The following is a 23,429-nucleotide window of genomic DNA, read 5'->3' on the forward strand; positions in this document are numbered from 1 at the left end:
TGGGGGGGGCGCCGGTCGTGCGGGGGGCCTGCGGGTGGGCCCGGCCCCTGGGGGGGGGCGCGGCGGGCCGGGGGGGCACCCGGCGGGGGGCGGGGGCCCCGGGGTCCGGACCCGGTGGGGGACGCCGCCAGGTGTCACCGGCGCCCCGCCCGGCCGCGCACGGCGCCGCCGGACTGACGGCGGTCCGCGGGGAACGGCGAAGGCCCGCCGCGCACGCCCCCGGAGGGGCAGTGCGCGGCGGGCCTTCGTACGACGTGCCGCGAGGGCTTCGCGTCAGCGGGCGTAGTACTCGACGACGAGCTGCTCGTCGCAGATCACGGGGACCTCACGACGGTTCGGCAGACGGTCGAGGCGGAACGCCAGGGCCTGCAGGTTGACCTGCAGGTACTTCGGGGTCTCGCCCTCGCCGGCCCAGCCGCCCTCGCGGGCGACCTGGAACGGGGTCTTGGCGCGGGAGCGCTCGCGGACCATGACGACGTCGTCCGGGGTCACGCGGAAGGACGGCTTGTCGACCTTGTGGCCGTTGACCTCGATGTGGCCGTGGACGACCATCTGGCGGGCCTGGTAGATGGTGCGGGCCAGACCGGCGCGCAGGACGAGGGCGTCCAGGCGGCGCTCGAGCTCGACGATCAGGGCCTCACCGGTCTTGCCGCTGACCTTGCGGGCGCGGTCGTAGGCGCGGGCCATCTGGCGCTCGGAGATGTCGTACTGGGCGCGCAGGCGCTGCTTCTCGAGCAGACGGACCTTGTAGTCACTGTTCTGCTTGCGGCCGCGGCCGTGCTCGCCCGGCGGGTAGGGACGGGCCTCGAAGTACTTGACGGCCTTCGGCGTCAGGGCGATGCCGAGCGCACGCGACTTCTTGACCTTGGGACGCGACTGGTTCACGTTTCCCGGACCTCCATGTAAGTTAGGTTAGCCTTACCTTAGCGAAGGAGATCGTATGTCTCGCCCTGGGAACACCACGCGCATCACAGACAAAGCCAACGCCGCACAGGGCGCCGTCGACGCCTCATCAGGCGCCGACTTGACGGAGGTCCGATCAGCTCATGGTCAGCCGCGTCCCAGCGGGCATGAAATCGTCCGGTTGCCGTCAGCAGCCGAACGCACACGAACTCTCGTACAGGGTACCGCCTCCGCGGTGCTGGTCGTTCCAGGCCTCCCCGCGGACCGCCCGGAGTCGATGATCCCCCTGGAACGCATCGTGGGCACCGACGGCGATCTCTTCCTGCTGTTCCCCGCGGATTCCCCGGCCGTACGGGCCGCCACGCACGCCGAGGCCGACGAGCTGACCGCTGTGCTGGAGATCACCGATGTGGCTCCCGTGGCGGTGCGCGAACGCATCCGCGGACGGGCCAGGATCGCGGGCTGGCTCACCGCGGCCCGCGAGCTGCCGGCCCCCGCCGGACGGGTCCGGCTGCGCCTGGAGGTCGGCGAGGCCTTTCTGGACGACCTGTGGGGCGCGGGCCGGGTCGAGCCCGACGACTTCGCCGCGGCCGAGGCCGACCCCCTGATCGCCCACGAGGCGGAACTGCTCCAGCACCTGGCGGCGTCCCATGCCGACCAGGTGGCCTGGCTGTGCGCGCTCGCCGCGGACGCGTCCGGCTGCCGGCGGGCGCCCACCGGGGCGGTGCCGCTGGCACTCGACCGGTTCGGGCTGCGGGTGCGCTTCACCGGGGCGGAGGGGACCTTCGACGCCCGCTTCGAGTTCCCCGAGCCGGTCCGCGGCCACCAGGAGCTGCACCGGGCGATGCACGCGCTGTTCGACGCCGCCGAGGAGGCGGCCGCCGGTCGGCAGGACCGCTGACCGGCCGTCGGCGGGCACGCCGTCCACGCCGCTACTCCCCCGCGAGCCGCTCCCGGACCCGGTCCAGGACGTCGGCGTAGCGCGCCTCCGCGCCGTGGCGCGTGGGCTCGTAGTAGTGCGTGCCGTGGATGTCGTCCGGGGCGTACTGCTGGGCCGCGATGCCGCCGGGCAGGTCGTGCGGGTACAGATAGCCCTTTCCGTGGCCGAGTTTGGCCGCGCCCTTGTAGTGGCTGTCGCGCAGATGCGCCGGGATCGGCCCGGTCTTCCCCGCCCGGACGTCCGCGAGCGCCGCGCCTATGGCCGTGGTCGCGGAGTTCGACTTGGGCGCCAGGGCCAGCGCGATGGTGGCGTGGCTGAGGGTCAGGGCCGCCTCGGGGAAGCCGATCATCGCCACCGCCTGGGCGGCGGCGACCGCCGTCTGCAGGGCGGTCGGGTCGGCGAGGCCGATGTCCTCGCTCGCCGAGATCATCAGCCGGCGCGCGATGAACCGCGGGTCCTCCCCCGCCTCGATCATGCGCGCCAGGTAGTGCAGGGCGGCGTCCACGTCGGAGCCGCGGATGGACTTGATCAGGGCGCTGGCCACGTCGTAGTGCTGGTCGCCGTCCCGGTCGTACCGCACCGCGGCACGGTCGACGGACTCCTCCAGCGTGGCCAGCGAGATCTCCCCCTCGCCCTTGGCGAGGGCCGCGCCCGCGCCGGCCTCCAGCGCGGTCAGCGCCCGCCGCGCGTCGCCGCCGGCGATGCGCAGCAGATGGGCCTCGGCCTCCTCGGACAGCGTGACGGCGCCCTTCAGGCCGCGCTCGTCGTCGAGGGCGCGCCGCACGAGGCCGCGCAGGTCGTCGTCGGTCAGCGACTCCAGGGTGAGCAGCAGCGACCGCGACAGCAGCGGGGAGATGATCGAGAAATACGGGTTCTCCGTGGTCGCCGCGATCAGGGTGACCCAGCGGTTCTCGACCGCGGGCAGCAGCGAGTCCTGCTGCGCCTTGCTGAAGCGGTGGATCTCATCGAGGAAGAGGACGGTGTCCCTGCCGTAGCCGCCGGACTCGCGCTTGGCGCTCTCGATGACCGCGCGGACCTCCTTGACGCCCGCGGTGATCGCCGAGAGCTCGACGAAGCGCTTGTTGGTGGCATGGCTGACCACGTACGCCAGCGTCGTCTTGCCGATGCCGGGCGGCCCCCACAGGATCACCGAGGAGGGACCGGCGGGACCGCCGCCGCTCTCGCCGACCAGCCGGCGCAGCGGCGAGCCGGGGCGGAGCAGATGCCCCTGCCCCACGACCTCGTCCAGCGTGCGCGGACGCATCCGCACGGCGAGGGGACTGCCTCCCGGCTCCCTCGACTGACGTTCCTCTGCGGCGGCGGTGAACAGGTCGGGCTCCACGGCAGGAAAGCCTATGTCACCGCACCGACAGCCCGGTCAGATCAGGGTGCTCCAGTACGACCACCAGCGGGTCAGGATCAGCAGGACGAGCACGCCGTACCAGAGCACGGGGACGACCCAGTGGAACTCCAGCACGACGTTGCGCAGGGCCGCCGGCGCCGGGATGATCCGGTGCTTCACGTTGTGCACGAGGGTGTACCAGAACAGCGCGATCGTGACGACCCAGGCCAGCGAGCACCACAGGCACAGCGAACCGATGTTGTAGAGCGACTGGTACTGCAGCCACGTGACGAAGCCGACGCCGAAGAGCGTGCCGGCCTGCAGGCCCAGCCAGTACCAGCTGCGGTAGCGGGCCCCGGCGAAGATGCCCATGCCGATGGCGATGACCACCGGGTAGGCCACCATGCCGATCATCGGGTTGGGGAAGCCGAAGGCGTGCGCCTGCTCGCTCTTCATGATGTTGCCGCAGGAGATGATCGGGTTCAGGCTGCAGCCGGGGACGAAGTTCGGGTCCTCCAGCAGCTTGAACTTGTCGATCGTGATGACCCACGAGGCGAGCAGGCCCAGGGCACCGCAGACCACGAGCAGCCAGGTGTACGCCCTGCCTGCGCCGATGCGGTCCTGGGCGGGCTGCTCCAGGTCCTCGCCGTCGGTGCGGGCCGTGTCTACCGCCGAAGTCACCATGTCGCCGTTCCGTTGGTCGGGAATCTGCCGCACTGCCCAACGCGTGTCATGCGCGGGAAGTGCCGGGTTCCATGGTGCCGTGTCCCCCGTACGAGGGACAACGAGACAAAGTGAACGCAGTGTTGACGAGCGCTACGTGCGTGAACGCCTGCGGAGTGTTACCGAGGTGCCGCGCGGCGACCGGGTCCCACTCCTCCGGGAGCAGCCCGAGGTCGTTGGCGCTGTCCAGGACGCGGGCGAACAGCACCCGGGCCTCGTCCTCCCGGCCCAGCGCGGCGAGGGCGTCGGCCAGCCAGAAGGAGCACGCCAGGAAGGCCCCCTCCGTTCCCGGGACGCCGTCGGGGCCCGTGTAGCGGCGGACGAATCCGTGCAGGTCCAGCTCGTCGCGGACGGCGTCGACGGTGCGGGCCACCCGCGGGTCGCCGGGCGGCAGGAAGCCGGTCTTGACGATGAACAGCGTCGCCGCGTCGAGGGCCCGGCCGCCGTAGTGCTGGACGAAGACCCCGCGCCGCGCGTCGTAGCCGTGGGCGCAGACGTCGGCATGGATGGCGTCGCGCAGCTCCCGCCAGCGCTCCACGGGGGCGGGCAGCCCCGTGGCCTCGGCCATGCGCACGGCCCGGTCGGCGGCGACCCAGGACATCACCTTGGAGTGCACGAAGTGCCGGCGGCCGCCGCGCACCTCCCACAGGCCCTCGTCGGGCTCGCGCCAGTGGCCCTCCAGGTGCGTCAGCATCCTGCGCAGGAAGGCCCACACCTGGCGCTCCATGGGGATGCCGGCCCGCAGTGCCAGGTGCAGGGTGTCGACGACCTCGCCGTACACGTCGAGCTGGAACTGCCCGACCGCGGCATTGCCGAGCCGGACCGGACCGGACCCCTCGTAGCCGGGGAACCAGTCGGCGTGGGTCTCGGGCAAATGGCGCTCCCCCGCCACGCCGTACAGGCTGCGCAGGTCGCCGGGGTCGCCGGCGATCGCCCGCAGCAGCCACTGGCGCCAGGCCGCGGCCTCCTCGCGGAAGCCGCCGCGCAGCAGGGCGGACAGGGTCATGCTGGAGTCGCGCAGCCAGCAGAAGCGGTAGTCCCAGTTGCGGACCCCGCCGATGAGCTCGGGCAGCGAGGTGGTCGGGGCGGCGACGATGCCCCCGGTGGGCTGGTAGGCCAGGGCCTTGAGGGTGATCAGCGAGCGCAGCACGGCGTCCGGGTAGTCGCCCGCGTAGCGGAAGCCGGCGGCCCAGTCCTGCCAGCGGGCGACGGTGGCGCGCAGCGCGGCCTCGGGGTCGGTGCGGTGCGACGCGCTCAGGTGCGAGGGCTGCCAGGTGAGGACGAAGGGCACCCGCTGCCCCGCCTCAACGGTGGCGTCGGAGCGGGTGCAGCCGTCGGAGCCGTAGGTGTGCACGCCGGGGGTCGCCCGCAGCCAGGCCGAGTCGGGGCCCGCGACCGCGACGCGGTGGTGCCCGGTGCGCCGCACCCAGGGGGCGGTGCGGCCGTAGTTGAAGCGCAGGCGCAGTTCGCTGCGCATGTCCACGGTGCCGCTCAGCCCCTCCACGATGCGGATGAGGTGCGGTGCGCGCTCGCGCTGGGGCATGAAGTCGATCACCTTGACGGCGCCGCCGGCCGTGCGCCAGTAGGTCTCCAGCACCAGGGTGCCGGCGCGGTAGGCGCGGCTCTCGCACTGTCCGCCGCCCACCGGGGCCAGCCGCCAGCTGCCGTGGCGGTCGTCGCCCAGGAGCGCGGCGAAGCAGCTCGGGGAGTCGAAGCGGGGCAGGCAGAGCCAGTCCACGGAGCCGTCCCGGCCGACGAGCGCGGCCGTCTGGAGGTCCCCGATGAGGCCGTAGTCCTCGATGAGCCTGCTCATGGTGAACCGATCACTGCGAGAATACGTACATATAAGACACTAGGGACTTTAGGCTGATCCGGGGAGCCGGGACGTCCGACCGGCTCGGGAGAGGTGCACGATGCAACGTCCGGAATGGGTGCCGGCCGGGACCGACGTGGAGACCCCCAACGCCGCCCGGGTCTACGACTACTACCTGGGCGGGTCGCACAATTTCGCGGCCGACCGCGACATGGCCCGCGAGGCCCTGGCGCTCTGGCCCGACCTCCCGGAGATCATGCGCGCCAACCGCGCGTTCCTGCGCCGGTCGGTGAGTTACGTCGCGACCCAGGGCGTGAGCCGCTTCATCGACATCGGGTCGGGCATCCCGACGTACGGCGCCGTCCACGAGGTGGCGCGCCCGGTACGCCCCGACGCCCGGGTGGTGTACGTCGACGACGACCCGATCGCCGTGGCGCACAGCCGGCTGATGCTCAAGGACGACCCGCGCTGCGCGATGGTGGCGGCCGACATGACCGACCCCGTCGACCTGCTGTCCCGGCCCGAGATCGAGGATCTGCTGCGGCCGGGGGAACCGGTCGCCGTGCTGCTCGTCGCCGTCCTGCACTTCGTCCCGGACTCGGCCGCGCCGGCGAAGATCGTGGCCACACTGCGGGAGGCGATGCCCCCCGGCAGTTACCTGGTGCTCTCGCACGCCTCCCAGGAGTCGCGCCCGGAGAAGGCCGCCCCCTTGGAGGCGCTCTACGCCCGGACCGCGACCCCGCTGACCATGCGCACCCGGCAGCAGGTGGCGACGTTCTTCGACGGCTTCGAGATGGTCGAGCCCGGCATCGTGTGGCTCAACGAGTGGCACCCGGACGACCCGGAGTCGGTCGGCCCGCACCCGGAGCTGCTGTCGGGCCTGACCGGGGTGGGGATTCGGCCGTGACGGAGCCGCTGACCCCCGTGGGCACCCGCGACTTCACCGAGGCCTGGTACCGGCTGCTGCGCTCCGGCCAGGGGCTGGCCCTGCCGCCGCCGACGCTGGCCCAGGTCGCCGGCCGTACGGCGGAGCTGCTGCGCCGCTCGCTGGCCGGGACCGACGCGGACACCCCGCTGGCCGAGGAGGCCGCGGCCCTGCTGGTGGACGCCCACTTCACCGATCCCGAGATCCTCGCGCACGCCGTCGCCCTGCTGCACACCCAGCGGGCCGCCCCGGGCCGTCTGGCGGCCGTCTCCGGCGTCTTCGCCGCCGGCTGGGCGGCGGCCCTGCGCGAGCGGACGCTGCGCGAGCAGGAGGCGATCCAGCGCGCCGCCTTCGACGCCCGCGAGGAGGCCGAGCGGGCCTGGCGCGCCTCCGAGGCGCGGTTCCGCGCCCTGTTCGAGCACGCTGCCATCGGCATCGGCATGGCCGATGTGAACGGCACGATCCTCCAGGTCAACCGGGCGCTGCGGGAGTTGTTCGGGACCCGGTCGGAGGACCTGCGGGGCCGGCGGGTCACCGACCTGGTGCACCCGGAGGACGCGCCGGGGGTGTGGGAGGCGTACGAGGACCTGGTGCAGGGGCGGCGGGACCGCTTCACCTGCGACAAGCCGTACTACCGGCACGACGGGGAGGTGGTCTGGACGCATCTGACGGTCTCGCTGATCCGCGGCGAGAACGGCGAGCCCCGCTACCAGGTGGCGATGGTCGAGGACATCACCGACCGGTACCGCCTCCAGGAGCGGCTGCGCCACCAGGCGACGCACGACCCGCTCACCGGGCTGCCGAACCGGGCGGCCTTCTTCGAGCGGCTGGAGGCCCTGTTCGAGGAGCCGCAGCCGGACGCCCGCTTCGGCCTGTGCTACGTCGACCTGGACGGCTTCAAGGTCGTCAACGACAGCCTGGGCCACGAGACCGGCGACCTGCTGCTGGCGGCGGTGGCCGAGCGCCTGGACACCGCGCTCACCCCGCTCGGGCACCTGGTGGCCCGGCTCGGCGGCGACGAGTTCGTGGTGCTGCTGGAGGACTGCCGGGGCGAGGAGGAGGCGGTGGCCGTCGCCAAACTCGTCCTGACGACCCTCGCCCGGCCCTTCCTGATCGCCGGTCACAAACTGGCCATCGGCGCCAGCGTGGGCGTCCTGGCGCGCACCGTGGCGGCGACCACGCCGGGCGCCGCGGTGCGGGCGGCCGATCTGACGCTGTACCGGTCGAAGGAGTCCGGACGCGGCCGGTGGACGCTGTTCGACCCGACGCAGAACGCGCGCGCGGTGAGCCGGTACGCCATCTCCGTCCGGCTGCCGGTGGCGCTGGACCGCGGCGAGTTCTTCGTGGACTACCAGCCGTTGTGCGCGCTGTCCGACGGCAGCCTGGCCGCGGTCGAGGCACTGGTGCGCTGGCGCCATCCGCAGTTCGGGGTGCTGGGCCCGGACGAGTTCGTGGCGACGGCGGAGGAGACCGGGCTGATCATGCCGCTCGGGCGGTGGATCCTGGAGCGGGCGATCGGGCAGGCCGCGGAGTGGGTACGCCGGTTCGGGGACGCGGCACCGCAGATCAATGTGAACCTGGCGGTGCGTCAGGCGCGCAACCCGGGGCTGGTGAACGACATCACGCGCATCCTGGACAACAGCGGCCTCGACCCCCGCCGGCTCCAGCTGGAGATCACCGAGAGCGCGGTCATCGGCCCCGAGGACGAGTCGCTGCGCGCCCTCCAGGCACTCGCCGACGCCGGTGTCTCGCTGGCGGTGGACGACTTCGGCACCGGCTGGTCGAACCTCGCCTATCTGCGAAACCTCCCGGTGTCGGGGCTGAAGATCGCGGGCGCCTTCGTGTCGGACACCCACCAGCACGGGTCGGAGGAGCCGGTGGGCTGGCGGATCGTCGGCGGGCTGGTGTCGCTGGCGCACGCGCTGGACCTGACCGTCACCGCGGAGGGCGTGGAGACCCCGCAGCACGCACGGTGGCTGCGCTCGCTGGGCTGCGACTGGGGGCAGGGGTGGCACTTCGGCCGGCCCGTGGCGCCGCAGGAGATCGCCCGGAGGATCACCGAAGGTCACTCTGCGTACCCCATGGGCAAAAGCGAGGCAAAGTAAAGGCCGAAATCTTGACTCTGCGTGAGGGCCGCGAGTTAGATGAAGGTCCGGAGGCGATTGGTCCGGATCATCCGGTTCCGCGGCATTACGCGGCCGGTGACGGTTCCCGCCTCATGGTCGACGCCTCGGCGTCCTGGATCGAGCACACCGTCCCACGCCGTCCCACACCGTCATGGACCGCCCTCATGGCAGCAGAACTCGTCACCGGCACCACCGTGCGGACCGCCCGCCTCACGGCATCCTCCGCCGGCCGGCCCGGGCCTCGTGAACGACGGTTCCCGGCCCCCACCGGGATACCGAACCAGGTACTTCCCTACCCGGGCGGACACCCAGGCACCTCCTGGGCACTGCCCGCGGCGGGGAAGCGATGAGCGGCGCCGACCGGCGCGCCCGCGCGGCCTGCCCCTGCCCCGTCGCCCGCGACTCGCTCTACACCTCTGCCCGCGTCGTCGAACCGGATCCGACCGTCACCGGCGAACCCCACTCGCCGGGTGGTACGGGTCTGTTCGGTGCCGCCGACACGGACAGACGCGTGTTGGCGTGGGAGCGACTGCATGGACACCCGCTCGGGACGGCCACTTCCCACGGTACGCCCGGCGGTCCCGCCGGACCGTACCGCGCGCCGGCCGACGCCGCCCGTCGCGAAGAACCCCCATGTGCGGCTCGCGTGCGCTGACGGCCCGCGGTCCGGCCCCGGGCGTACCGGCCGGACCGCGTGGCAAGCGGGTCAGGCCAGCCGCTCGCGCAGGGCGCCGACGATCCCGTCGACCGGCACGGCGGTCTGCTCGCCGCTCTCCAGGTCCTTCAGCTGCACGACACCTTCGGCGAGATCGCGCTCACCGGCGACGATCGCGAACCGGGCGCCCGAACGGTTGGCGGACTTCATGGCGTTCTTCAGGCCCTTGCCGCCGAAGGCGAAGTCCGTGGCGACACCGGCCCGGCGCAGCCCGGTGACCGCGCCGAACAGCACCCGGCGCGCCTCCTCGCCCATCGGCACCGCGAACACCTGCGTGGGCGCGGGCAGTTCGAGCTCCACGCCCTCGGCCTTCAGCGCCAGAACCGTACGGTCCACGCCGAGCGCCCAGCCGACCGACGGCAGCGCGGGGCCGCCGATCATCTCGGACAGGCCGTCGTAGCGGCCGCCGCCGCCGACCGCGGACTGCGAGCCCAGACCGTCGTGGACGAACTCGAAGGTGGTGCGGGTGTAGTAGTCCAGGCCGCGCACCAGCTTGGGGTCGTCCTCGTACTCCACGCCCGCCGCCGTCAGCAGGTCGCGCACCTGCTCGTGGTAGGCCTTGCAGGCCTCGCACAGGTGGTCGCGCATCATCGGGGCGCCGACGAGCTGCTTCTGCACGCTCTCGCGCTTGTCGTCCAGCACGCGCAGCGGGTTGATCTCGATGCGGCGGCGGGTGTCCTCGTCGAGGTCGAGGGCGCGCAGGAACTCCTGGAGCGCGGCCCGGTAGACCGGACGGCACTCCTTGTCGCCCAGCGAGTTGAGCAGCAGGCGGAAGCTGCGCAGTCCGAGCGACCGGTACGCGTCCACGGCCAGGATGATCAGCTCGGCGTCCAGCACCGGGTCCTCGGCGCCGATCGCCTCCGCGCCCACCTGGGAGAAGTGGCGGTAACGCCCGGCCTGCGGACGCTCGTAGCGGTAGTAGGAGCCGGAGTACCAGAGCTTGACCGGCAGGTTGCCGGTCTTGTGCAGATTGGCCTCCAGCGCGGCGCGCAGCACCGAGGCGGTGCCCTCGGGGCGCAGCGCGAGGTGCGTGCCGCCCTTGGTGGTGAGGGTGTACATCTCCTTGGTCACGATGTCGGTGGACTCGCCGACACCGCGCGAGAACAGCTCCACCGTCTCGAAGCCGGGGGTCTCCACATAGCCGTAGCCGGCCCGCCGCAGCGGCGCGGCGATCGCCTCGCGTACCGCCAGGAACACGGCGGAATCGGGCGGCAGGAGGTCGTACGTGCCCTTGGGGGCCTTGAAAGTGCTCACAGGAAGTCTCTCGTCACATTCCTCGTCGCGGGGTCGCCGTCCGTCCGGCGTCCCCGAGGCCGCGGGCCAACTCCGCGAGATACGGATTGGAGGCTCGCTCACGGCCGATGGTCGTCTGGGGACCGTGACCGGACAGCACCACGGTCGAGTCGTCGAGCGGCAGGCACACACGTGCCAGCGACGCGAACAGCTCGTCCATGTCACCGCCGGGCAGGTCGGTGCGTCCGACGGAGCCGGCGAACAGCAGGTCGCCCGAGAAGAACACCGAGGGGATCTCGGCGGTCTCGGGGAGCCTGAAGGCCACCGACCCCTTGGTATGGCCGGGCGCATGCGCCACGGTCAGCTCCAGACCGGCCAGCTCCAGGGTGCTGCCGTCGGAGAGCTCCCTGACGTCGTCGGGCTCCCCGATGGTGAGTTCACCGAGCAGTTGGGCCCCGATGGAACGTCCGAGGGCCTTCTCCGGGTCGTCCAGCATGTAGCGGTCGCGGGGGTGGATCCAGGCCGGGACGTCGTGCGCCCCGCAGACCGGAACGACCGAGGCCACGTGGTCGATGTGGCCGTGGGTGAGGATGACGGCGACGGGCTTGAGACGGTGTTTGGCGAGCGTGTCCTCGACGCCCTGGGTCGCTTCGTGACCCGGGTCGATGATCACGCACTCCTCACCGGCGGCGGGGGCCACCACGTAGCAATTGGTGCCCCAGGCCCCGGCGGGGAACCCGGCAATGAGCACGTTCGTCCTTCTGTCGGCTGTCGTTCGCGGCAGGTCGTGCCGCCCGAGGGCGACGTCCTGAGCCTACCGGCGTGAACGCGGCCATCGCGAACCAGTAACGTCGCTGGACTGTGGGCGTGGCGGAAGCGAAGATCGGCCACGGCATACCAAGCAGAGACAGACGTACACGCACACTCGACAGTTCGAGCAGACGGCATCGGGAGACGGCTCAGTGGTCACCAAGGATCAGCGGCGGCGCCAGCTCGCCCGGGAGAAGTTCGAGCGGCAGCAGGAGCGCCGGGTCGGCGCGCGCAACCGCGCACGGCAGCGCAACACGGTGATCGCCGTCGTCGTGGCGGTCGTCCTGGCGGCCGGGGCCACGGCCTGGGCCGCCGGCGCGTTCAGCGGCGACAGCAAGCAGGACGAGGCGGCCGCCAAGGCGTCCCCCAGCGCGGCGGCCAGCAGCGCGCCCAGCAAGGCGCCCGACCCGTGCGCCAAGCCCGCCGAGGGCGCCCCCGGCACCGAGCAGTGGAAGAAGGAGCCCGCGGTCACCGTCGACGCGGCCAAGAAGTACACCTTCGACCTGCAGACCACCTGCGGCGACATCGCTCTGGACCTCGACGCGAAGAACGCGCCGCACACGGTGAACTCCTTCGCCTTCCTGGCCGGCAAGGGCTACTTCGACCACACCAAGTGCCACCGGCTCACCACCTCCGGCATCTACGTGCTCCAGTGCGGCGACCCGACGGGCTCCGGCTCCGGCGGTCCGGGCTACACGATCCCGGACGAGAACCTGAAGGCGAAGTCGATCGCCAAGGGCACCTATCCGGCGGGCACCGTCGCGATGGCGAACACCGGCCAGCCGCACACCGGTGGCAGCCAGTTCTTCCTGGTCTACCAGGACAGCCCGCTGCCGCCGAACTACGCGCCGTTCGGAACGATCACGGCCGACGGCATGGCGGTGCTCAAGAAGATCGCCGCCGCCGGGGACTCCACGGGCGCCGGTGACGGCCCCCCGAACGCGACCGTGGTGATCAACAAGGCGACGGTCAGCGCGTCCTGAACCGCGTCCCCGCACCCGCTCGGTGAATTCGCGGGTGCGGGATGCGGACAGCCGGCCCACCGGTCGCCTATGTTGGCGTTGTGTAGGGTGCCTGCGCCGACGGCCGCACCGCGCGAGCGGGCCCGTCGGGACCGGCCAGGGCACGGCCCGGCCGGATGGAACTGTGGACGATGCCGTGTGCCGTGAAGAGGCCGGGCATCACGTGGAGGAGGCGCTGTGAGCAGCGACCCGTGGGGCCGCGTCGACGAGACGGGGACCGTGTACGTGCGTACGGCCGAGGGCGAGCGTGAAGTCGGCTCGTGGCAGGCGGGCTCCCCCGAGGAGGCGCTGGCCTACTTCGAGCGGAAGTACGAGGGTCTCGTCGTCGAGATCGGCCTCCTCGAACGCCGGGTGAAGACCACCGACCTGTCCGCCAAGGACGCGCTGACGGCCATCGAGCACCTGCGCACCGCGGTGACCGAGGCCCATGCCGTCGGCGACCTGGCGGCGCTGGGCGAGCGGCTGGACGCACTGACCGCGGTGGTCGACTCGCGCCGTGAAGAGCGCAAGGTGGCCAAGGCCAAGGCCTCCGAGGAGGCGAAGACGGCCAAGGAGTCCCTGGTCGTCGAGGCGGAGCAGCTCGCCGAGAGCGAGCAGTGGCGTTCCGCCGGCGAGCGCCTGCGCGCGCTGGTCGACACCTGGAAGGGCCTGCCCCGGCTGGACCGCAAGACCGACGACGAGCTGTGGCATCGCTTCAGCCACGCCCGTTCGGTCTTCTCCAAGCGCCGCAAGGGGCACTTCGCGCAGCTCGACGCGCAGCGCGAAGAGGCCCGGCAGCACAAGGAGAAGCTGGTGGGGGAGGCGCAGGCGCTGTCCGGCTCCACCGACTGGGGTCCGACCGCGGCGCGCTACCGCGAGCTGATGACCGAGTGGAAGGCCGCCGGCCGCGCGCAGCGCGAGGCCGAGGACGACCTGTGGAACCGTTTCCGCGGTGCCCAGGACGTCTTCTTCGCGGCCCGCTCCGAGGTCTTCGCGGAGCGGGACACCGAGCAGCGCGAGAACCTCACGCTCAAGGAGGAGCTGGCCATCGAGGCCGAGAAGCTGCTCCCGGTGACCGACCTCAAGTCGGCCCGAGCGGCGTTCCGCGCCCTCAACGAGCGCTGGGAGGCGATCGGTCACGTGCCGCGCGACGCCCGGCCCCGGATCGAGGCCCGCATGCACGCGGTCGAGCGCGCCATCCACGACACCGAGGAGTCGGAGTGGCGGCGCACCAACCCCGAGGCACGGGCCCGGGCGGCCGGTCTCACCGGCCAGCTCCAGGCCGCCGTCGACAAGCTGCGTGATCAGATCGAGAAGGCGGCCGCCGCGGGGAACACCGCCAAGGCCGAGAAGCTCCAGCGCGAGCTGGACGGCCGGCAGGCGCTGCTCGACCAGGCGCTGAAGTCCCTCGACGAGTTCAGCGGCTGAGAGCCGGACCGGCCGTCCCGGCCGGCAGGCCCGCAGGGCCCGTACGCGGTCGCGTACGGGCCCTGCGGGCTGTTGCGGGCCCTCCCGGGCCCCCTGGACTTCCGGAGCCCCGGGGAGGCCGTCAGCGCTGCCGTGCCGAGGTGACGCGGTAGACGTCGTAGACGCCCTCCACGCCGCGGACCGCCTTCAGGACGTGGCCGAGGTGCTTGGGATCGCCCATCTCGAAGGTGAAGCGGGAGGTGGCGACCCGGTCGCGGGAGGTCTGGACGGCCGCGGACAGGATGTTGACGTGCTGGTCGGACAGCACGCGCGTGACGTCCGACAGCAGGCGCGCCCGGTCCAGTGCCTCGACCTGGATGGCGACCAGGAAGACCGACGACTGCGTCGGCGCCCACTCGACATCGATGATCCGCTCGGGCTGCTGCGACAGCGCCTCGACGTTGACGCAGTCCGCGCGGTGCACCGAGACGCCGTTGCCGCGGGTGACGAAGCCGATGATCGGGTCGCCGGGCACCGGGGTGCAGCAGCGCGACAGCTTGACCCACACGTCCCGCTCGCCCTTGACGATCACACCCGGGTCGGCGGCCGACCGCCGCTTGGTGCGGCTGCGCGAGGGCATCGTGATCTCGGCGATGTCCTCGGTCGCGCCCTCTTCGCCGCCCAGCGCCTCGACGAGCTTCTGCACCACCGACTGCGCGGTGATGTGCCCCTCGCCGATCGCCGCGTACAGCGCGGAGATGTCGGGGTAGCGCATCTCGTGGGCCAGGGTGACGAGCGAGTCGCCGGTGAGCACACGCTGAATGGGCAGGCCCTGCTTGCGCATGGCCCGGGCGATGGCGTCCTTGCCCTGCTCGACGGCCTCCTCGCGGCGCTCCTTGGAGAACCAGGCGCGGATCTTGTTGCGCGCCCGCGGGGACTTGACGAAGCCGAGCCAGTCGCGGGACGGGCCCGCCCCGGCGGCCTTGGAGGTGAAGACCTCCACGGTGTCGCCGTTGTCGAGGGTCGACTCCAGCGGCACCAGGCGGCCGTTGACGCGCGCGCCGATGGTCCGGTGACCGACCTCGGTGTGCACCGCGTACGCGAAGTCGACCGGGGTGGCGCCCGCGGGCAGCGCGATGACGTCGCCCTTGGGCGTGAAGACGAAGACCTCGTTGCGGGACAGGTCGAAGCGCAGCGACTCCAGGAACTCGCCCGGGTCCTCCGTCTCCTTCTGCCAGTCCAGCAACTGCCGCAGCCACGCCATGTCGTTGACCGCGTCGTCCTTCTTCGCGGACTTCGGGCTGTCGGTACGCACCTTGGAGGCGCCGGCGACGGCCTCCTGCTTGTACTTCCAGTGCGCCGCGATGCCGTACTCGGCGCGGCGGTGCATGTCGAAGGTGCGGATCTGGATCTCGACCGGCTTGCCGCTGGGCCCGATGACCGTCGTGTGCAGCGACTGGTACATGTTGAACTTGGGCATCGCGATGTAGTCCTTGAACCGCCCCGGCACCGGGTTCCACCGCGCGTGGATGGTGCCCAGCGCCGCGTAGCAGTCGCGGACGGTGTCGACCAGGACCCGGATGCCCACCAGGTCGTAGATCTCGGCGAAGTCGCGGCCCCGCACGATCATCTTCTGGTACACGCTGTAGTAGTGCTTCGGGCGGCCGGTGACGGTCGCCTTGATGCGGGCCGCGCGCAGGTCCTGCTGCACCTGGTCGGTGACGACCGCCAGGTACTCGTCCCGCTTGGGGGCGCGCTCCGCGACCAGGCGCACGATCTCGTCGTACATCTTGGGGTAGAGGATCGCGAACGCGAGGTCCTCCAGCTCCCACTTGATGGTGTTCATGCCCAGCCGGTGCGCCAGCGGGGCGTAGATCTCCAGCGTCTCGCGGGCCTTCTTCTCCTGCTTCTCCCGCTTGAGGTACCGCATGGTGCGCATGTTGTGCAGGCGGTCGGCGAGTTTGATCACCAGGACGCGCGGGTCCTTGGCCATCGCCACGACCATCTTGCGCACGGTCTCGGCCTGCGCGGCCTCGCCGAACTTCACCTTGTCGAGCTTGGTGACGCCGTCCACCAGCAGGGCGACGGAGTCGCCGAAGTCGCGGCGCAGCGCGTCCAGGCCGTACTCGGTGTCCTCCACCGTGTCGTGCAGCAGCCCGGCCATCAGCGTGGCCGGGTCCATGCCGAGCTCGGCGAGGATGGTCGTCACCGCGAGCGGGTGCGTGATGTACGGGTCGCCGCTCTTGCGCTTCTGGCCGCGGTGCCAGCGCTCGGCGACCTGGTAGGCGCGCTCGATCTGGCGCAGCTGCGACGTGTCGCCCTTGGGGTCGTTGCTGCGCACTATGCGCAGCAGGGGTTCCAGCACCGGGTTGTACGGGCTGGAACGCTGCACGCCCAGCCGGGCGAGACGGGCGCGGACGCGGTTCGAGGAGGTCGCGGGCCGGTTCGGCGCCACGCTGCCGGGCGTCCGCACGGGGCGGGCCCCCGGTGTCGCCGGCGGGGCCTTGGGAGCGGGGCTCTCCGCGGGGGCGCCGGGCGCGCCGGAAGGAGCCGCGGAGACGGAGGACGCCTCGCGTCCCTCCGCGGCGGTCATCGGCTGGGTCGACCTGGCCTCGTCTTGCAAGGGCACTCCTTCTGGGCCCCTCCTGTCCGAGAACGGGCAAGGAGGGAGAGTCCGGTACACCATGGTAGCGATGTGACCGGGGGAACCGCGTCCTGTCCTGTCCCTCCCGTCCCTCAGCACGGCAAAACGGGCCCCCGCGGGGGCGAGGAGGAGGCCCGGGGCCCCTCCGGGCGGCACCCGGCCGGAAACGCCTGTGGTGCCCGGCCGGACGGCCGGCCGGGCACCACAGGGACGGAGCGAGAGCCGCGCTCAGACGGCGATCAGGACCTCCAGCGGGGCCCCGGCCAGGGACGGCGCAAGACGCTCACGGCCGCCCAGGAAGCCGAGCTCCAGCAGGACGGCGACTCCGGCGACCTCGGCGCCGGTACGGCGGACGAGGTCGAGGGAGGCCTCGGCCGTCCCGCCGGTGGCGAGGACGTCATCGATGACGAGGACCCGGTCGCCGGCTCCGAACGCGTCCTGGTGGACCTCGATCTCGGCCGTGCCGTACTCCAGCTCGTACCTCTGCCCGTGGGTGGCCGCGGGCAGCTTCCCCGCCTTGCGGACGGGGACGAAGCCCAGTCCGGCGCGGGCCGCGGCGGGGGCGGCAAGGATGAACCCGCGCGCCTCCAGTCCGACGACCTTGTCGGCGCCGTGCCGGATGCAGAGCTCGGCGAGGGCGTCGACCAGGGCGCCGAAGGCGACGGGGTCGGCGAGCAGCGGGGTGATGTCCTTGAACATCACGCCCGCCCTGGGGTAGTCGGGCACGTCCCGGATGCGGCTGAGCAGCAGGCTGCGCAGCTCGCCCCGGGCGGCGTCCGTCGTCGTCATCAGTGGTGTTCCTCGGTGCTTCTGCTTCAGCGGCGCTTGCCGGACGGGCGGTTGCGGCCCCGGTTGCGGGACGGCGACTCGCGCCGGCTGCCGGAGGCCCCGGCGGTGGCGGCGTGCGGGTCGTCGTCGCCGTGATCACCGTGATCGCCGTCGCCGTGGTCACCGTCGGCCGGGCCGTGCGAGTCCTGCGGGTCGTCCCCGCCCTGCTCGCCACGGCGGGCGTCGGCGGCGCGCTTGGCGAGCACCCGCTTGCGCAGGGCCTTGATCTCCGGGTCGCGCTCCTTGAGGTCCGCGACCAGCGGGGTCGCGATGAAGATCGAGGAGTACGCACCGGCGGTGAGGCCGACGAAGAGCGACAGCGCGATGTCGTTGAGCGTGCCCGCGCCGAGCAGACCGCCACCGACGAACAGCAGGCCGGCGACCGGCAGCAGCGCCACGACCGTGGTGTTGATCGACCGCACCAGGGTCTGGTTGAGGCTGCGGTTGGCGAGCTCGCTGTAGGTGTAGCGGTTCTGCTTGGTGATGTCCTTGGTCGTCTCCTTCAGACCGTCGAAGACGACGACGGTGTCGTAGAGGGAGTAACCGAGGACGGTGAGCAGACCGATCACCGTGCCGGGCGTGACCTCGAAGCCGACGATCGCGTACACGCCGATGGTGATCGTGAGGTCGTGCAGCAGCGCGATCAGGGCGGCCACGGCCTTGCGCCACTCGAAGGCGATCGCCATGTAGATCGTCACAAGGACCATGAAGATCACCAGGCCTTCGAAGGCCTTCTTGGAGATCTCCTCGCCCCAGCTCGGACCGATGATCTGCGGGTCGATGTCGGCCGGCTTGATGTCCAGGTCCTTGGCGATCTCGCCCTGGTACTGCTTGGCCTCGTCGAGCGTGATGTCGCTGATCTGGATACGGACGCTGCCCGTACCGAGCTTCTGCACCAGGGCCTGGTGGTCGCCGGTGTCGCCGCCGATCCGGTCCTGGACCTGGGACACCGACATCGAGGTCTTGGGCGTGGTGAAGACCGCGCCGCCGGAGAACTCGATGCCGAGCTTCAGGCCGTTGACGGCCAGACCCAGGATCGCGGCGACCGTGATCAGGATCGAGACGCCGTACCAGAGCTTGCGCTTGCCCACGAAGTCGTAGGCGATCTCGCCCCGGTGCAGGCGGTGCCCGAGGTTTCCGAGCCGGGACATCAGGCCTCCTTGACGTCGGTACGGCCCGCGGGGCGGCGGGTGCGGCGCAGCGGGGGTGTGACGCCCAGGGCGCGCGGGTCGAGTCCGGACCAGGGGTGTCCGCCTGCGTAGAACTTCTTGCGCGCGAGGATCGTCATGAGGGGCTTGGTGAACAGGAAGACCACCGCGACGTCGAGCAGCGTCGTCAGGCCGAGGGTGAAGGCGAAGCCCTGCACCTTGCCGACCGAGACGATGAACAGGACGGCGGCGGACAGGAACGACACGAAGTCCGAGACGAGGATCGTGCGCCGGGCGCGCGGCCATCCGCGGGCCACGGCGGGCTGCAGGGAGCGGCCCTCGCGCAGCTCGTCACGGATGCGTTCGAAGAACACGATGAACGAGTCGGCGGTGATACCGATGGCGACGATCGCACCGCAGACCGCCGGCAGGTTCAGCGCGAAGCCGATGGCCGGGCCGAGCAGCGTCATGATCTCGTAGGTCAGGATCGCCGAGACCACGAGGCTGAGGATCGCGACGAAGCTCAGGCCCCGGTAGTACGCGATCAGGTAGAGCATGACCAGTGCGAGGCCGACCGCGCCGGCGATGATGCCGCCGTGCAGCTGCTCGCCGCCGACCGCCGCGGAGACCTTGGTGACGTCGGACTTGTCGAAGGTCAGCGGCAGGGAGCCGTAGGACAGGACGTTGGCCAGGTCCTGCGCGCTCTCCTGGGTGAAGCTGCCGTAGATCTCGGCGCTGCCGCTGAGGGTCTGGTTCACCGAGGGGGCGGAGACGACCTCGTTGTCCAGCACGATCGCGAACTGGTTGTTCGGCCGCTGCTGCTGGGACAGAACCGAGGTGATCTTCGAGAAGTCCTTGGAGCCGGCGCCGTCGAAGGACAGGGTGACGACCCAGCCGTTGCCGGTCTGGGTGTCGTACTGGGCGGCGGCCTTCTTGACGTTCTTGCCGTCGACCGCGGACGGGCCCAGCGCGTACTTGGCGGTGCCGTCCTGGCTGCACGCGACGATCTTGTCGGTCGGCTTGGCCTTCAGGTTGAGGTTGGCGCGGGCTTCCTTGTCGGAGCAGTCCAGCGCCGCGAGCTTCGCCTGGAGGTCGGCCGGGATCGAGGTGTCCAGCGTGCTGCCCGGGGCGGGCGGGGCGGCCGGCTCACTCGCCGGCGCCGTCGGGGCCTGCGAGGCCGGGGCGGACGGCGTGGAGGACGAGCCGGACTTCAGCGCGTCGGTGACGGCACGGCCCTGCGTCGTGGCGCTCGAGCTCGGGGAGCTCGTCGTCCCGGCCTTGGCCGTCGACGAAGGCGAGGCCGGCGACGACGCCTTGCCCGTGGGGCTGGACGAGGGGGAGGGCGTGGCAGCCGGGGTGCCGGCCACCTCGGCGAGCACGGGGCGGAAGAACAGCTGGGCGGTGGTGCCCACCTGCTTCTCGGCCTGGTCCGCGTTCGTGCCCTTGGGGATGTTGACGATGATGTTGCGATCGCCCTGCGTCTGGACCTCGGCCTCGGACACACCGAGACCGTTGACACGCCGCTCGATGATGCCGACAGCGGTGTCCATGTTGGTCTTGTTGATCGCGTTGGTCTGATCGCTCTTGGCCGTCAACGTAATGCTCGTGCCGCCGGCGAGGTCGATGCCCAGCCGCGGCGTCGTGTGGCCGGAGAGGAACATCCCTCCCGTGAGCGCCACGATGGCCAGCAGGATCACTGCCAGCGCCCGCCCGGGGTATCCCTGGCTCCCCGAGGGCTTGCGGCCCCTCTTCGGTGCTGCCACCTTCTCGATTCTCCCTGTCCAACCGCCCTGCGGACCTGCGCTCGCAGCAGGGCGGCACGATGTGTTGTACGGACGTGCCGACGCGTGAAACGTACCTGCCCCGGGTGTCGTCCCGGGGCGGTGGCGTTACTTGGAGTCGGTGCCGTCCGTCTTGGGGGCGTCCTGTGCCTTGGCCTCGTCCGTGGACTTGGCGAGGTCGACGCGGTCCTCGTCCTCGGCGGAGTCGTCGCCGTGCTCGGCGTCGGTGGCCTCGAACTCCGGCTCGGGCTCCGGCTCGATGCCGTGGACGATGCGGTCGTACTCGGCCTGGTCCAGCACGGCGGCGATGGCGTTCTTCGCGAAGTGCGCGTGCACGCCGTCGGCCAGCTCGAGCAGCACCGTGTCGTCGTTGACCTCCTTGACGACCGCGTACATACCGCCGATGGTGCGGATGCCCGCACCCGGCGCCATCTGGTCGCGCATGTTCACGGCCTGGCGCTGCTTGTTCTTGGCGGAGCGGGTCATCAGCAGCATGACACCGATGATCAGAACGAAAGGCAGAAGCTGAATGAGGTTCATGGTGTCAGGACGGTCCTTCGCACGGCCGCGGTGGCCTCGTCTACGGGATCTACGGGATCTACAGGATCTACGGGGTTGAGTCGTCGTTCCGAGGGACGACGTCGGCGGAGTCTAAGCGTTCGTTCGCCGCTGGAACAACGCCAAGCATTACACCGTGGTTCCTGCGGCGGCGAGTCTCCCCGCCGTCAAGGGCCGAACAGCCCGTCTTGCCCGGGTCCGGCGCCCTGCGGGGGCACGAGTCCAAGGTGTGCCCACGCGGCACGGGTGGCCACGCGGCCGCGCGGCGTACGTGCCAACAACCCCTCGCGCACCAGGAACGGCTCGGCCACCTCCTCCACCGTCTCGCGCTCCTCCCCCACGGCCACCGCCAGTGTCGACAGCCCCACGGGGCCCCCGCCGAAGAGCTTCAGCAGGGCCTGCAGCACGGCCCGGTCCAGGCGGTCCAGGCCGCGGCCGTCGACCTCGTAGACGTCCAGGGCGCGGGCGGCGATCTCCCGGGTGATCCGGCCGTCCGCCTTGACCTGGGCGAAGTCACGGACGCGGCGCAGGAGTCGGTTGGCGATGCGCGGGGTGCCGCGGGAGCGGCCGGCGATCTCGGCGGCGCCCTCGGCATCGATGCCGACGTCGAGGAGCCGGGCGGAACGGTGGATGACGCGCTCCAGTTCGGCCGGGGCGTAGAACTCCATGTGGCCGGTGAAGCCGAAGCGGTCGCGCAGCGGCGGGGGCAGCAGTCCGGCCCGGGTGGTGGCGCCGACGAGCGTGAACGGGGGCAGTTCCAGGGGAATCGCGGTGGCGCCGGGGCCCTTGCCGACGATCACGTCGACACGGAAGTCCTCCATCGCCATGTAGAGCATCTCCTCGGCGGGCCGCGACATCCGGTGGATCTCGTCGAGGAAGAGCACCTCGCCCTCCGCGAGGGAGGACAGGATCGCGGCCAGGTCGCCCGCGTGCTGGATCGCGGGGCCCGAGGTGATGCGGATGGGGGCGCCCATCTCGGCCGCGATGATCATCGATAGTGTGGTCTTGCCGAGCCCGGGGGCGCCGGAGAGCAGCACGTGGTCGGCGGTGCCGCCGCGCTGGCGGGCGGCCTTGAGGACCAGGTCGAGCTGCTCGCGGACCCGTTCCTGCCCGACGAACTCCTCCAGCGCCTTGGGCCGCAACGCCGCCTCGACAGCCTGGTCCTCGCCGTCGGCGTCGGCGCCGACCAGACGGTCGGCGGTGGTCGGTACGGACTCGTCGTCCCAGTTCACTTCGGTGCGCCTTAAGGTCAGCGGCCCGCGGTCGGCGGGCGGGGAGGTCAGCGGGTCCGGTTCAGGGTCTGCAGGGCGGCCCGCAGCAGCGCGCCGACGTGCGGCTCGGCGCTCGCCTCGGCCTGCGGGGCGACGGCGGCGACGGCCTCCTCGGCCTCCCGGGGCTGGTAGCCCAGGCCGATGAGCGCGGTGTGCAGCTGCTCGCGCCAGGAGGCGGGCCCGGCCGCGACGGCGGGGCGGCCGGCCGGGCTCCCCACGGGGGCGCCGAGGCGGTCCTTGAGTTCGAGCAGCAGGCGCTGCGCGCCCTTCTTCCCGATGCCGGGCACCGCGGTCAGGGCCTTCTCGTCGCCCGTGGCGACGGCGGCGCGCAGCGCGTCGGGGGTGTGCACGGCCAGCATGGCCTGGGCCAGCCGGGGGCCGACGCCGCTGGCGGTCTGCAGCAGTTCGAAGACCTGGCGCTCGTCGTCGTCGGCGAAGCCGTAGAGGGTGAGGGAGTCCTCGCGGACGACGAGCGAGGTGGCCAGCCGGGCCGGCTCGCCCAGCCGGAGCGCGGCCAGGGTGCCCGGGGCGCACTGCACGGACATGCCGATCCCGCCGACCTCGATCACCGCGGTGTCGGGGGCGAGGGCCGCGACGGGCCCGCTGACGAAGGCGATCATGACGTGCGCTCCTGGATTCGTGCTCGGGCGGCCGCGTGCGCCTGCTGGAGGCGGTTGGTCGCGGTACCGCGCCAGATGTGACAGATGGCCAGGGCCAGCGCGTCGGCGGCGTCCGCCGGCTTCGGCGGGGCGTCCAGCCGCAGCAGCCTGGTGACCATGGCCCCGACCTGGGCCTTGTCGGCCCGGCCGCTGCCGGTGACGGCGGCCTTGACCTCGCTCGGGGTGTGCAGGTGCACCGGCAGGCCGCGGCGCGCGGCGCACAGGATGGCGACCGCGCTCGCCTGCGCCGTGCCCATCACGGTGCGGACATTGTGCTGGCTGAACACCCGCTCCACGGCGACCGCTTGGGGCCGGTGCTCGTCCAGCCAGGCCTCGATGCCGCGTTCGACGAGGACGAGGCGTTCGCCGATGTCCGCGTCGGCGGGGGTGCGGACGACCCCGACTCCGGCCATCCGCAGGGGTGTTCCGGGGGCGCCGTCCACCACGCCGATACCGCACCGGGTCAGTCCCGGGTCCACGCCGAGCACACGCACCGCGCCCCTCCCTCCTTGGGTCAGCCGTTCAGCCGTTCCTGGAGGTTATCGGGTGGCACCGACAACGACGGCGGCCCGGTGGGGGTGTGTCCCCACCGGGCCGCCGCC

The 23,429-nt window shown here is 71.9% G+C and carries 19 protein-coding genes; 5 read left to right on the forward strand and 14 right to left on the reverse strand.

Annotation, left to right across the window (positions count from 1 at the left end; translation table 11 throughout):
• Nucleotides 1-273 precede the first annotated feature (273 nt).
• On the reverse strand, nucleotides 274-885 hold the full coding sequence (rpsD, locus tag ABZ883_RS40075) for a 30S ribosomal protein S4 (protein WP_018564200.1): 612 nt from the start codon (nucleotides 883-885) through the stop codon (nucleotides 274-276).
• Nucleotides 886-1,084: 199 nt separating this feature from the next.
• On the opposite strand from rpsD, the gene ABZ883_RS40080 reads away from it, so the two are divergent.
• Nucleotides 1,085-1,804 (forward strand): DUF2470 domain-containing protein, encoded by a 720-nt coding sequence (locus ABZ883_RS40080; protein WP_360916181.1) that lies wholly within the window; start codon nucleotides 1,085-1,087, stop codon nucleotides 1,802-1,804.
• Between the two features lie 31 nt (nucleotides 1,805-1,835).
• On the opposite strand, the gene ABZ883_RS40085 is transcribed toward ABZ883_RS40080, so the two are convergent.
• Genes ABZ883_RS40085 through ABZ883_RS40095 form a run of 3 tightly spaced genes read right to left on the reverse strand, consistent with a single transcriptional unit; the run spans nucleotide 1,836 to nucleotide 5,721 of the window.
• Nucleotides 1,836-3,185 carry a replication-associated recombination protein A gene (locus ABZ883_RS40085; protein WP_360916184.1) on the reverse strand — a complete coding sequence of 450 codons (1,350 nt, stop codon included), beginning with the start codon at nucleotides 3,183-3,185 and terminating at the stop codon, nucleotides 1,836-1,838.
• 36 nt (nucleotides 3,186-3,221) lie between these two features.
• Entirely contained in the window at nucleotides 3,222-3,869 is a 648-nt protein-coding gene (locus ABZ883_RS40090) for a vitamin K epoxide reductase family protein (protein ID WP_360916187.1), read from the reverse strand.
• A 46-nt stretch (nucleotides 3,870-3,915) separates the two neighbouring features.
• On the reverse strand, nucleotides 3,916-5,721 hold the full coding sequence (locus ABZ883_RS40095; RefSeq protein ID WP_360916190.1) for a glycoside hydrolase family 15 protein: 1,806 nt from the start codon (nucleotides 5,719-5,721) through the stop codon (nucleotides 3,916-3,918).
• 100 nt (nucleotides 5,722-5,821) lie between these two features.
• Here ABZ883_RS40095 and ABZ883_RS40100 point away from each other — a divergent pair, with 100 nt between their 5' ends.
• The gene (locus tag ABZ883_RS40100; protein WP_360916193.1) at nucleotides 5,822-6,628 is read left to right on the forward strand and encodes an SAM-dependent methyltransferase; all 807 of its coding nucleotides are present in this window, start codon (nucleotides 5,822-5,824) and stop codon (nucleotides 6,626-6,628) included.
• On the forward strand, nucleotides 6,625-8,751 hold the full coding sequence (locus ABZ883_RS40105; RefSeq protein ID WP_360916196.1) for an EAL domain-containing protein: 2,127 nt from the start codon (nucleotides 6,625-6,627) through the stop codon (nucleotides 8,749-8,751). Before ABZ883_RS40100 ends, ABZ883_RS40105 begins: the two co-directional genes overlap by 4 nt.
• Nucleotides 8,752-9,478: 727 nt before the next feature.
• On the opposite strand, the gene hisS is transcribed toward ABZ883_RS40105, so the two are convergent.
• Nucleotides 9,479-10,741 (reverse strand): histidine--tRNA ligase, encoded by a 1,263-nt coding sequence (gene hisS / locus ABZ883_RS40110; RefSeq protein WP_360916199.1) that lies wholly within the window; start codon nucleotides 10,739-10,741, stop codon nucleotides 9,479-9,481.
• A 13-nt stretch (nucleotides 10,742-10,754) separates the two neighbouring features.
• Complete coding sequence (locus ABZ883_RS40115) at nucleotides 10,755-11,471, reverse strand: MBL fold metallo-hydrolase (protein WP_360916202.1); 717 nt, start codon at nucleotides 11,469-11,471, stop codon at nucleotides 10,755-10,757.
• A 211-nt stretch (nucleotides 11,472-11,682) separates the two neighbouring features.
• On the opposite strand from ABZ883_RS40115, the gene ABZ883_RS40120 reads away from it, so the two are divergent.
• Together ABZ883_RS40120 and ABZ883_RS40125 are read left to right on the forward strand one after the other, a co-directional pair.
• Nucleotides 11,683-12,513: a peptidylprolyl isomerase gene (locus ABZ883_RS40120; RefSeq protein ID WP_360916205.1), complete on the forward strand. Its 831-nt coding sequence runs from the start codon at nucleotides 11,683-11,685 to the stop codon at nucleotides 12,511-12,513.
• 216 nt (nucleotides 12,514-12,729) lie between these two features.
• Nucleotides 12,730-13,959 (forward strand): DUF349 domain-containing protein, encoded by a 1,230-nt coding sequence (locus ABZ883_RS40125; protein WP_360916208.1) that lies wholly within the window; start codon nucleotides 12,730-12,732, stop codon nucleotides 13,957-13,959.
• 121 nt (nucleotides 13,960-14,080) lie between these two features.
• Here ABZ883_RS40125 and ABZ883_RS40130 read toward each other — a convergent pair whose 3' ends face one another.
• From ABZ883_RS40130 to ruvC, 8 genes are all read right to left on the reverse strand, one after another.
• Nucleotides 14,081-16,561, reverse strand: coding sequence for a bifunctional (p)ppGpp synthetase/guanosine-3',5'-bis(diphosphate) 3'-pyrophosphohydrolase (locus tag ABZ883_RS40130; RefSeq protein ID WP_360916210.1), 2,481 nt, complete (start codon nucleotides 16,559-16,561; stop codon nucleotides 14,081-14,083).
• 249 nt (nucleotides 16,562-16,810) lie between these two features.
• The gene (locus ABZ883_RS40135) at nucleotides 16,811-17,371 is read right to left on the reverse strand and encodes an adenine phosphoribosyltransferase (protein WP_360916213.1); all 561 of its coding nucleotides are present in this window, start codon (nucleotides 17,369-17,371) and stop codon (nucleotides 16,811-16,813) included.
• A gap of 26 nt (nucleotides 17,372-17,397) precedes the next feature.
• On the reverse strand, nucleotides 17,398-18,561 hold the full coding sequence (gene secF, locus ABZ883_RS40140) for a protein translocase subunit SecF (RefSeq protein ID WP_360916216.1): 1,164 nt from the start codon (nucleotides 18,559-18,561) through the stop codon (nucleotides 17,398-17,400).
• On the reverse strand, nucleotides 18,561-20,321 hold the full coding sequence (gene secD / locus ABZ883_RS40145) for a protein translocase subunit SecD (RefSeq protein ID WP_360916219.1): 1,761 nt from the start codon (nucleotides 20,319-20,321) through the stop codon (nucleotides 18,561-18,563). Before secD ends, secF begins: the two co-directional genes overlap by 1 nt.
• A 126-nt stretch (nucleotides 20,322-20,447) precedes the next feature.
• A complete protein-coding gene (yajC, locus tag ABZ883_RS40150) occupies nucleotides 20,448-20,879 on the reverse strand; it encodes a preprotein translocase subunit YajC (protein WP_360916222.1) in 432 nt (143 codons plus the stop codon).
• 185 nt (nucleotides 20,880-21,064) lie between these two features.
• Nucleotides 21,065-22,129, reverse strand: coding sequence for a Holliday junction branch migration DNA helicase RuvB (gene ruvB, locus ABZ883_RS40155; RefSeq protein WP_360916225.1), 1,065 nt, complete (start codon nucleotides 22,127-22,129; stop codon nucleotides 21,065-21,067).
• A 47-nt stretch (nucleotides 22,130-22,176) separates the two neighbouring features.
• The gene (gene ruvA / locus ABZ883_RS40160; protein ID WP_360916228.1) at nucleotides 22,177-22,788 is read right to left on the reverse strand and encodes a Holliday junction branch migration protein RuvA; all 612 of its coding nucleotides are present in this window, start codon (nucleotides 22,786-22,788) and stop codon (nucleotides 22,177-22,179) included.
• Nucleotides 22,785-23,321, reverse strand: a complete 537-nt coding sequence (gene ruvC, locus ABZ883_RS40165; RefSeq protein WP_360916231.1) for a crossover junction endodeoxyribonuclease RuvC — start codon at nucleotides 23,319-23,321, stop codon at nucleotides 22,785-22,787. The genes ruvA and ruvC overlap by 4 nt, the downstream gene beginning before the upstream one ends.
• Between the last annotated feature and the right edge of the window lie 108 nt (nucleotides 23,322-23,429).

Source organism: Streptomyces sp. NPDC046977, assembly GCF_040644455.1.
Lineage (GTDB): Bacteria > Actinomycetota > Actinomycetes > Streptomycetales > Streptomycetaceae > Actinacidiphila.

Excerpts from the sequence above, each read along its gene's own strand:
- ABZ883_RS40100 (WP_360916193.1), top strand. The coding sequence starts at position 5,822 with ATGCAACGTCCGGAATGGGTGCCGGCCGGGACCGACGTGGAGACCCCC.
- ruvA (WP_360916228.1), bottom strand. The coding sequence starts at position 22,788 with ATGATCGCCTTCGTCAGCGGGCCCGTCGCGGCCCTCGCCCCCGACACC.
- yajC (WP_360916222.1), bottom strand. The coding sequence starts at position 20,879 with ATGAACCTCATTCAGCTTCTGCCTTTCGTTCTGATCATCGGTGTCATG.
- ABZ883_RS40090 (WP_360916187.1), bottom strand. The coding sequence starts at position 3,869 with ATGGTGACTTCGGCGGTAGACACGGCCCGCACCGACGGCGAGGACCTG.
- secF (WP_360916216.1), bottom strand. The coding sequence starts at position 18,561 with ATGTCCCGGCTCGGAAACCTCGGGCACCGCCTGCACCGGGGCGAGATC.
- ABZ883_RS40135 (WP_360916213.1), bottom strand. The coding sequence starts at position 17,371 with ATGACGACGACGGACGCCGCCCGGGGCGAGCTGCGCAGCCTGCTGCTC.
- ABZ883_RS40095 (WP_360916190.1), bottom strand. The coding sequence starts at position 5,721 with ATGAGCAGGCTCATCGAGGACTACGGCCTCATCGGGGACCTCCAGACG.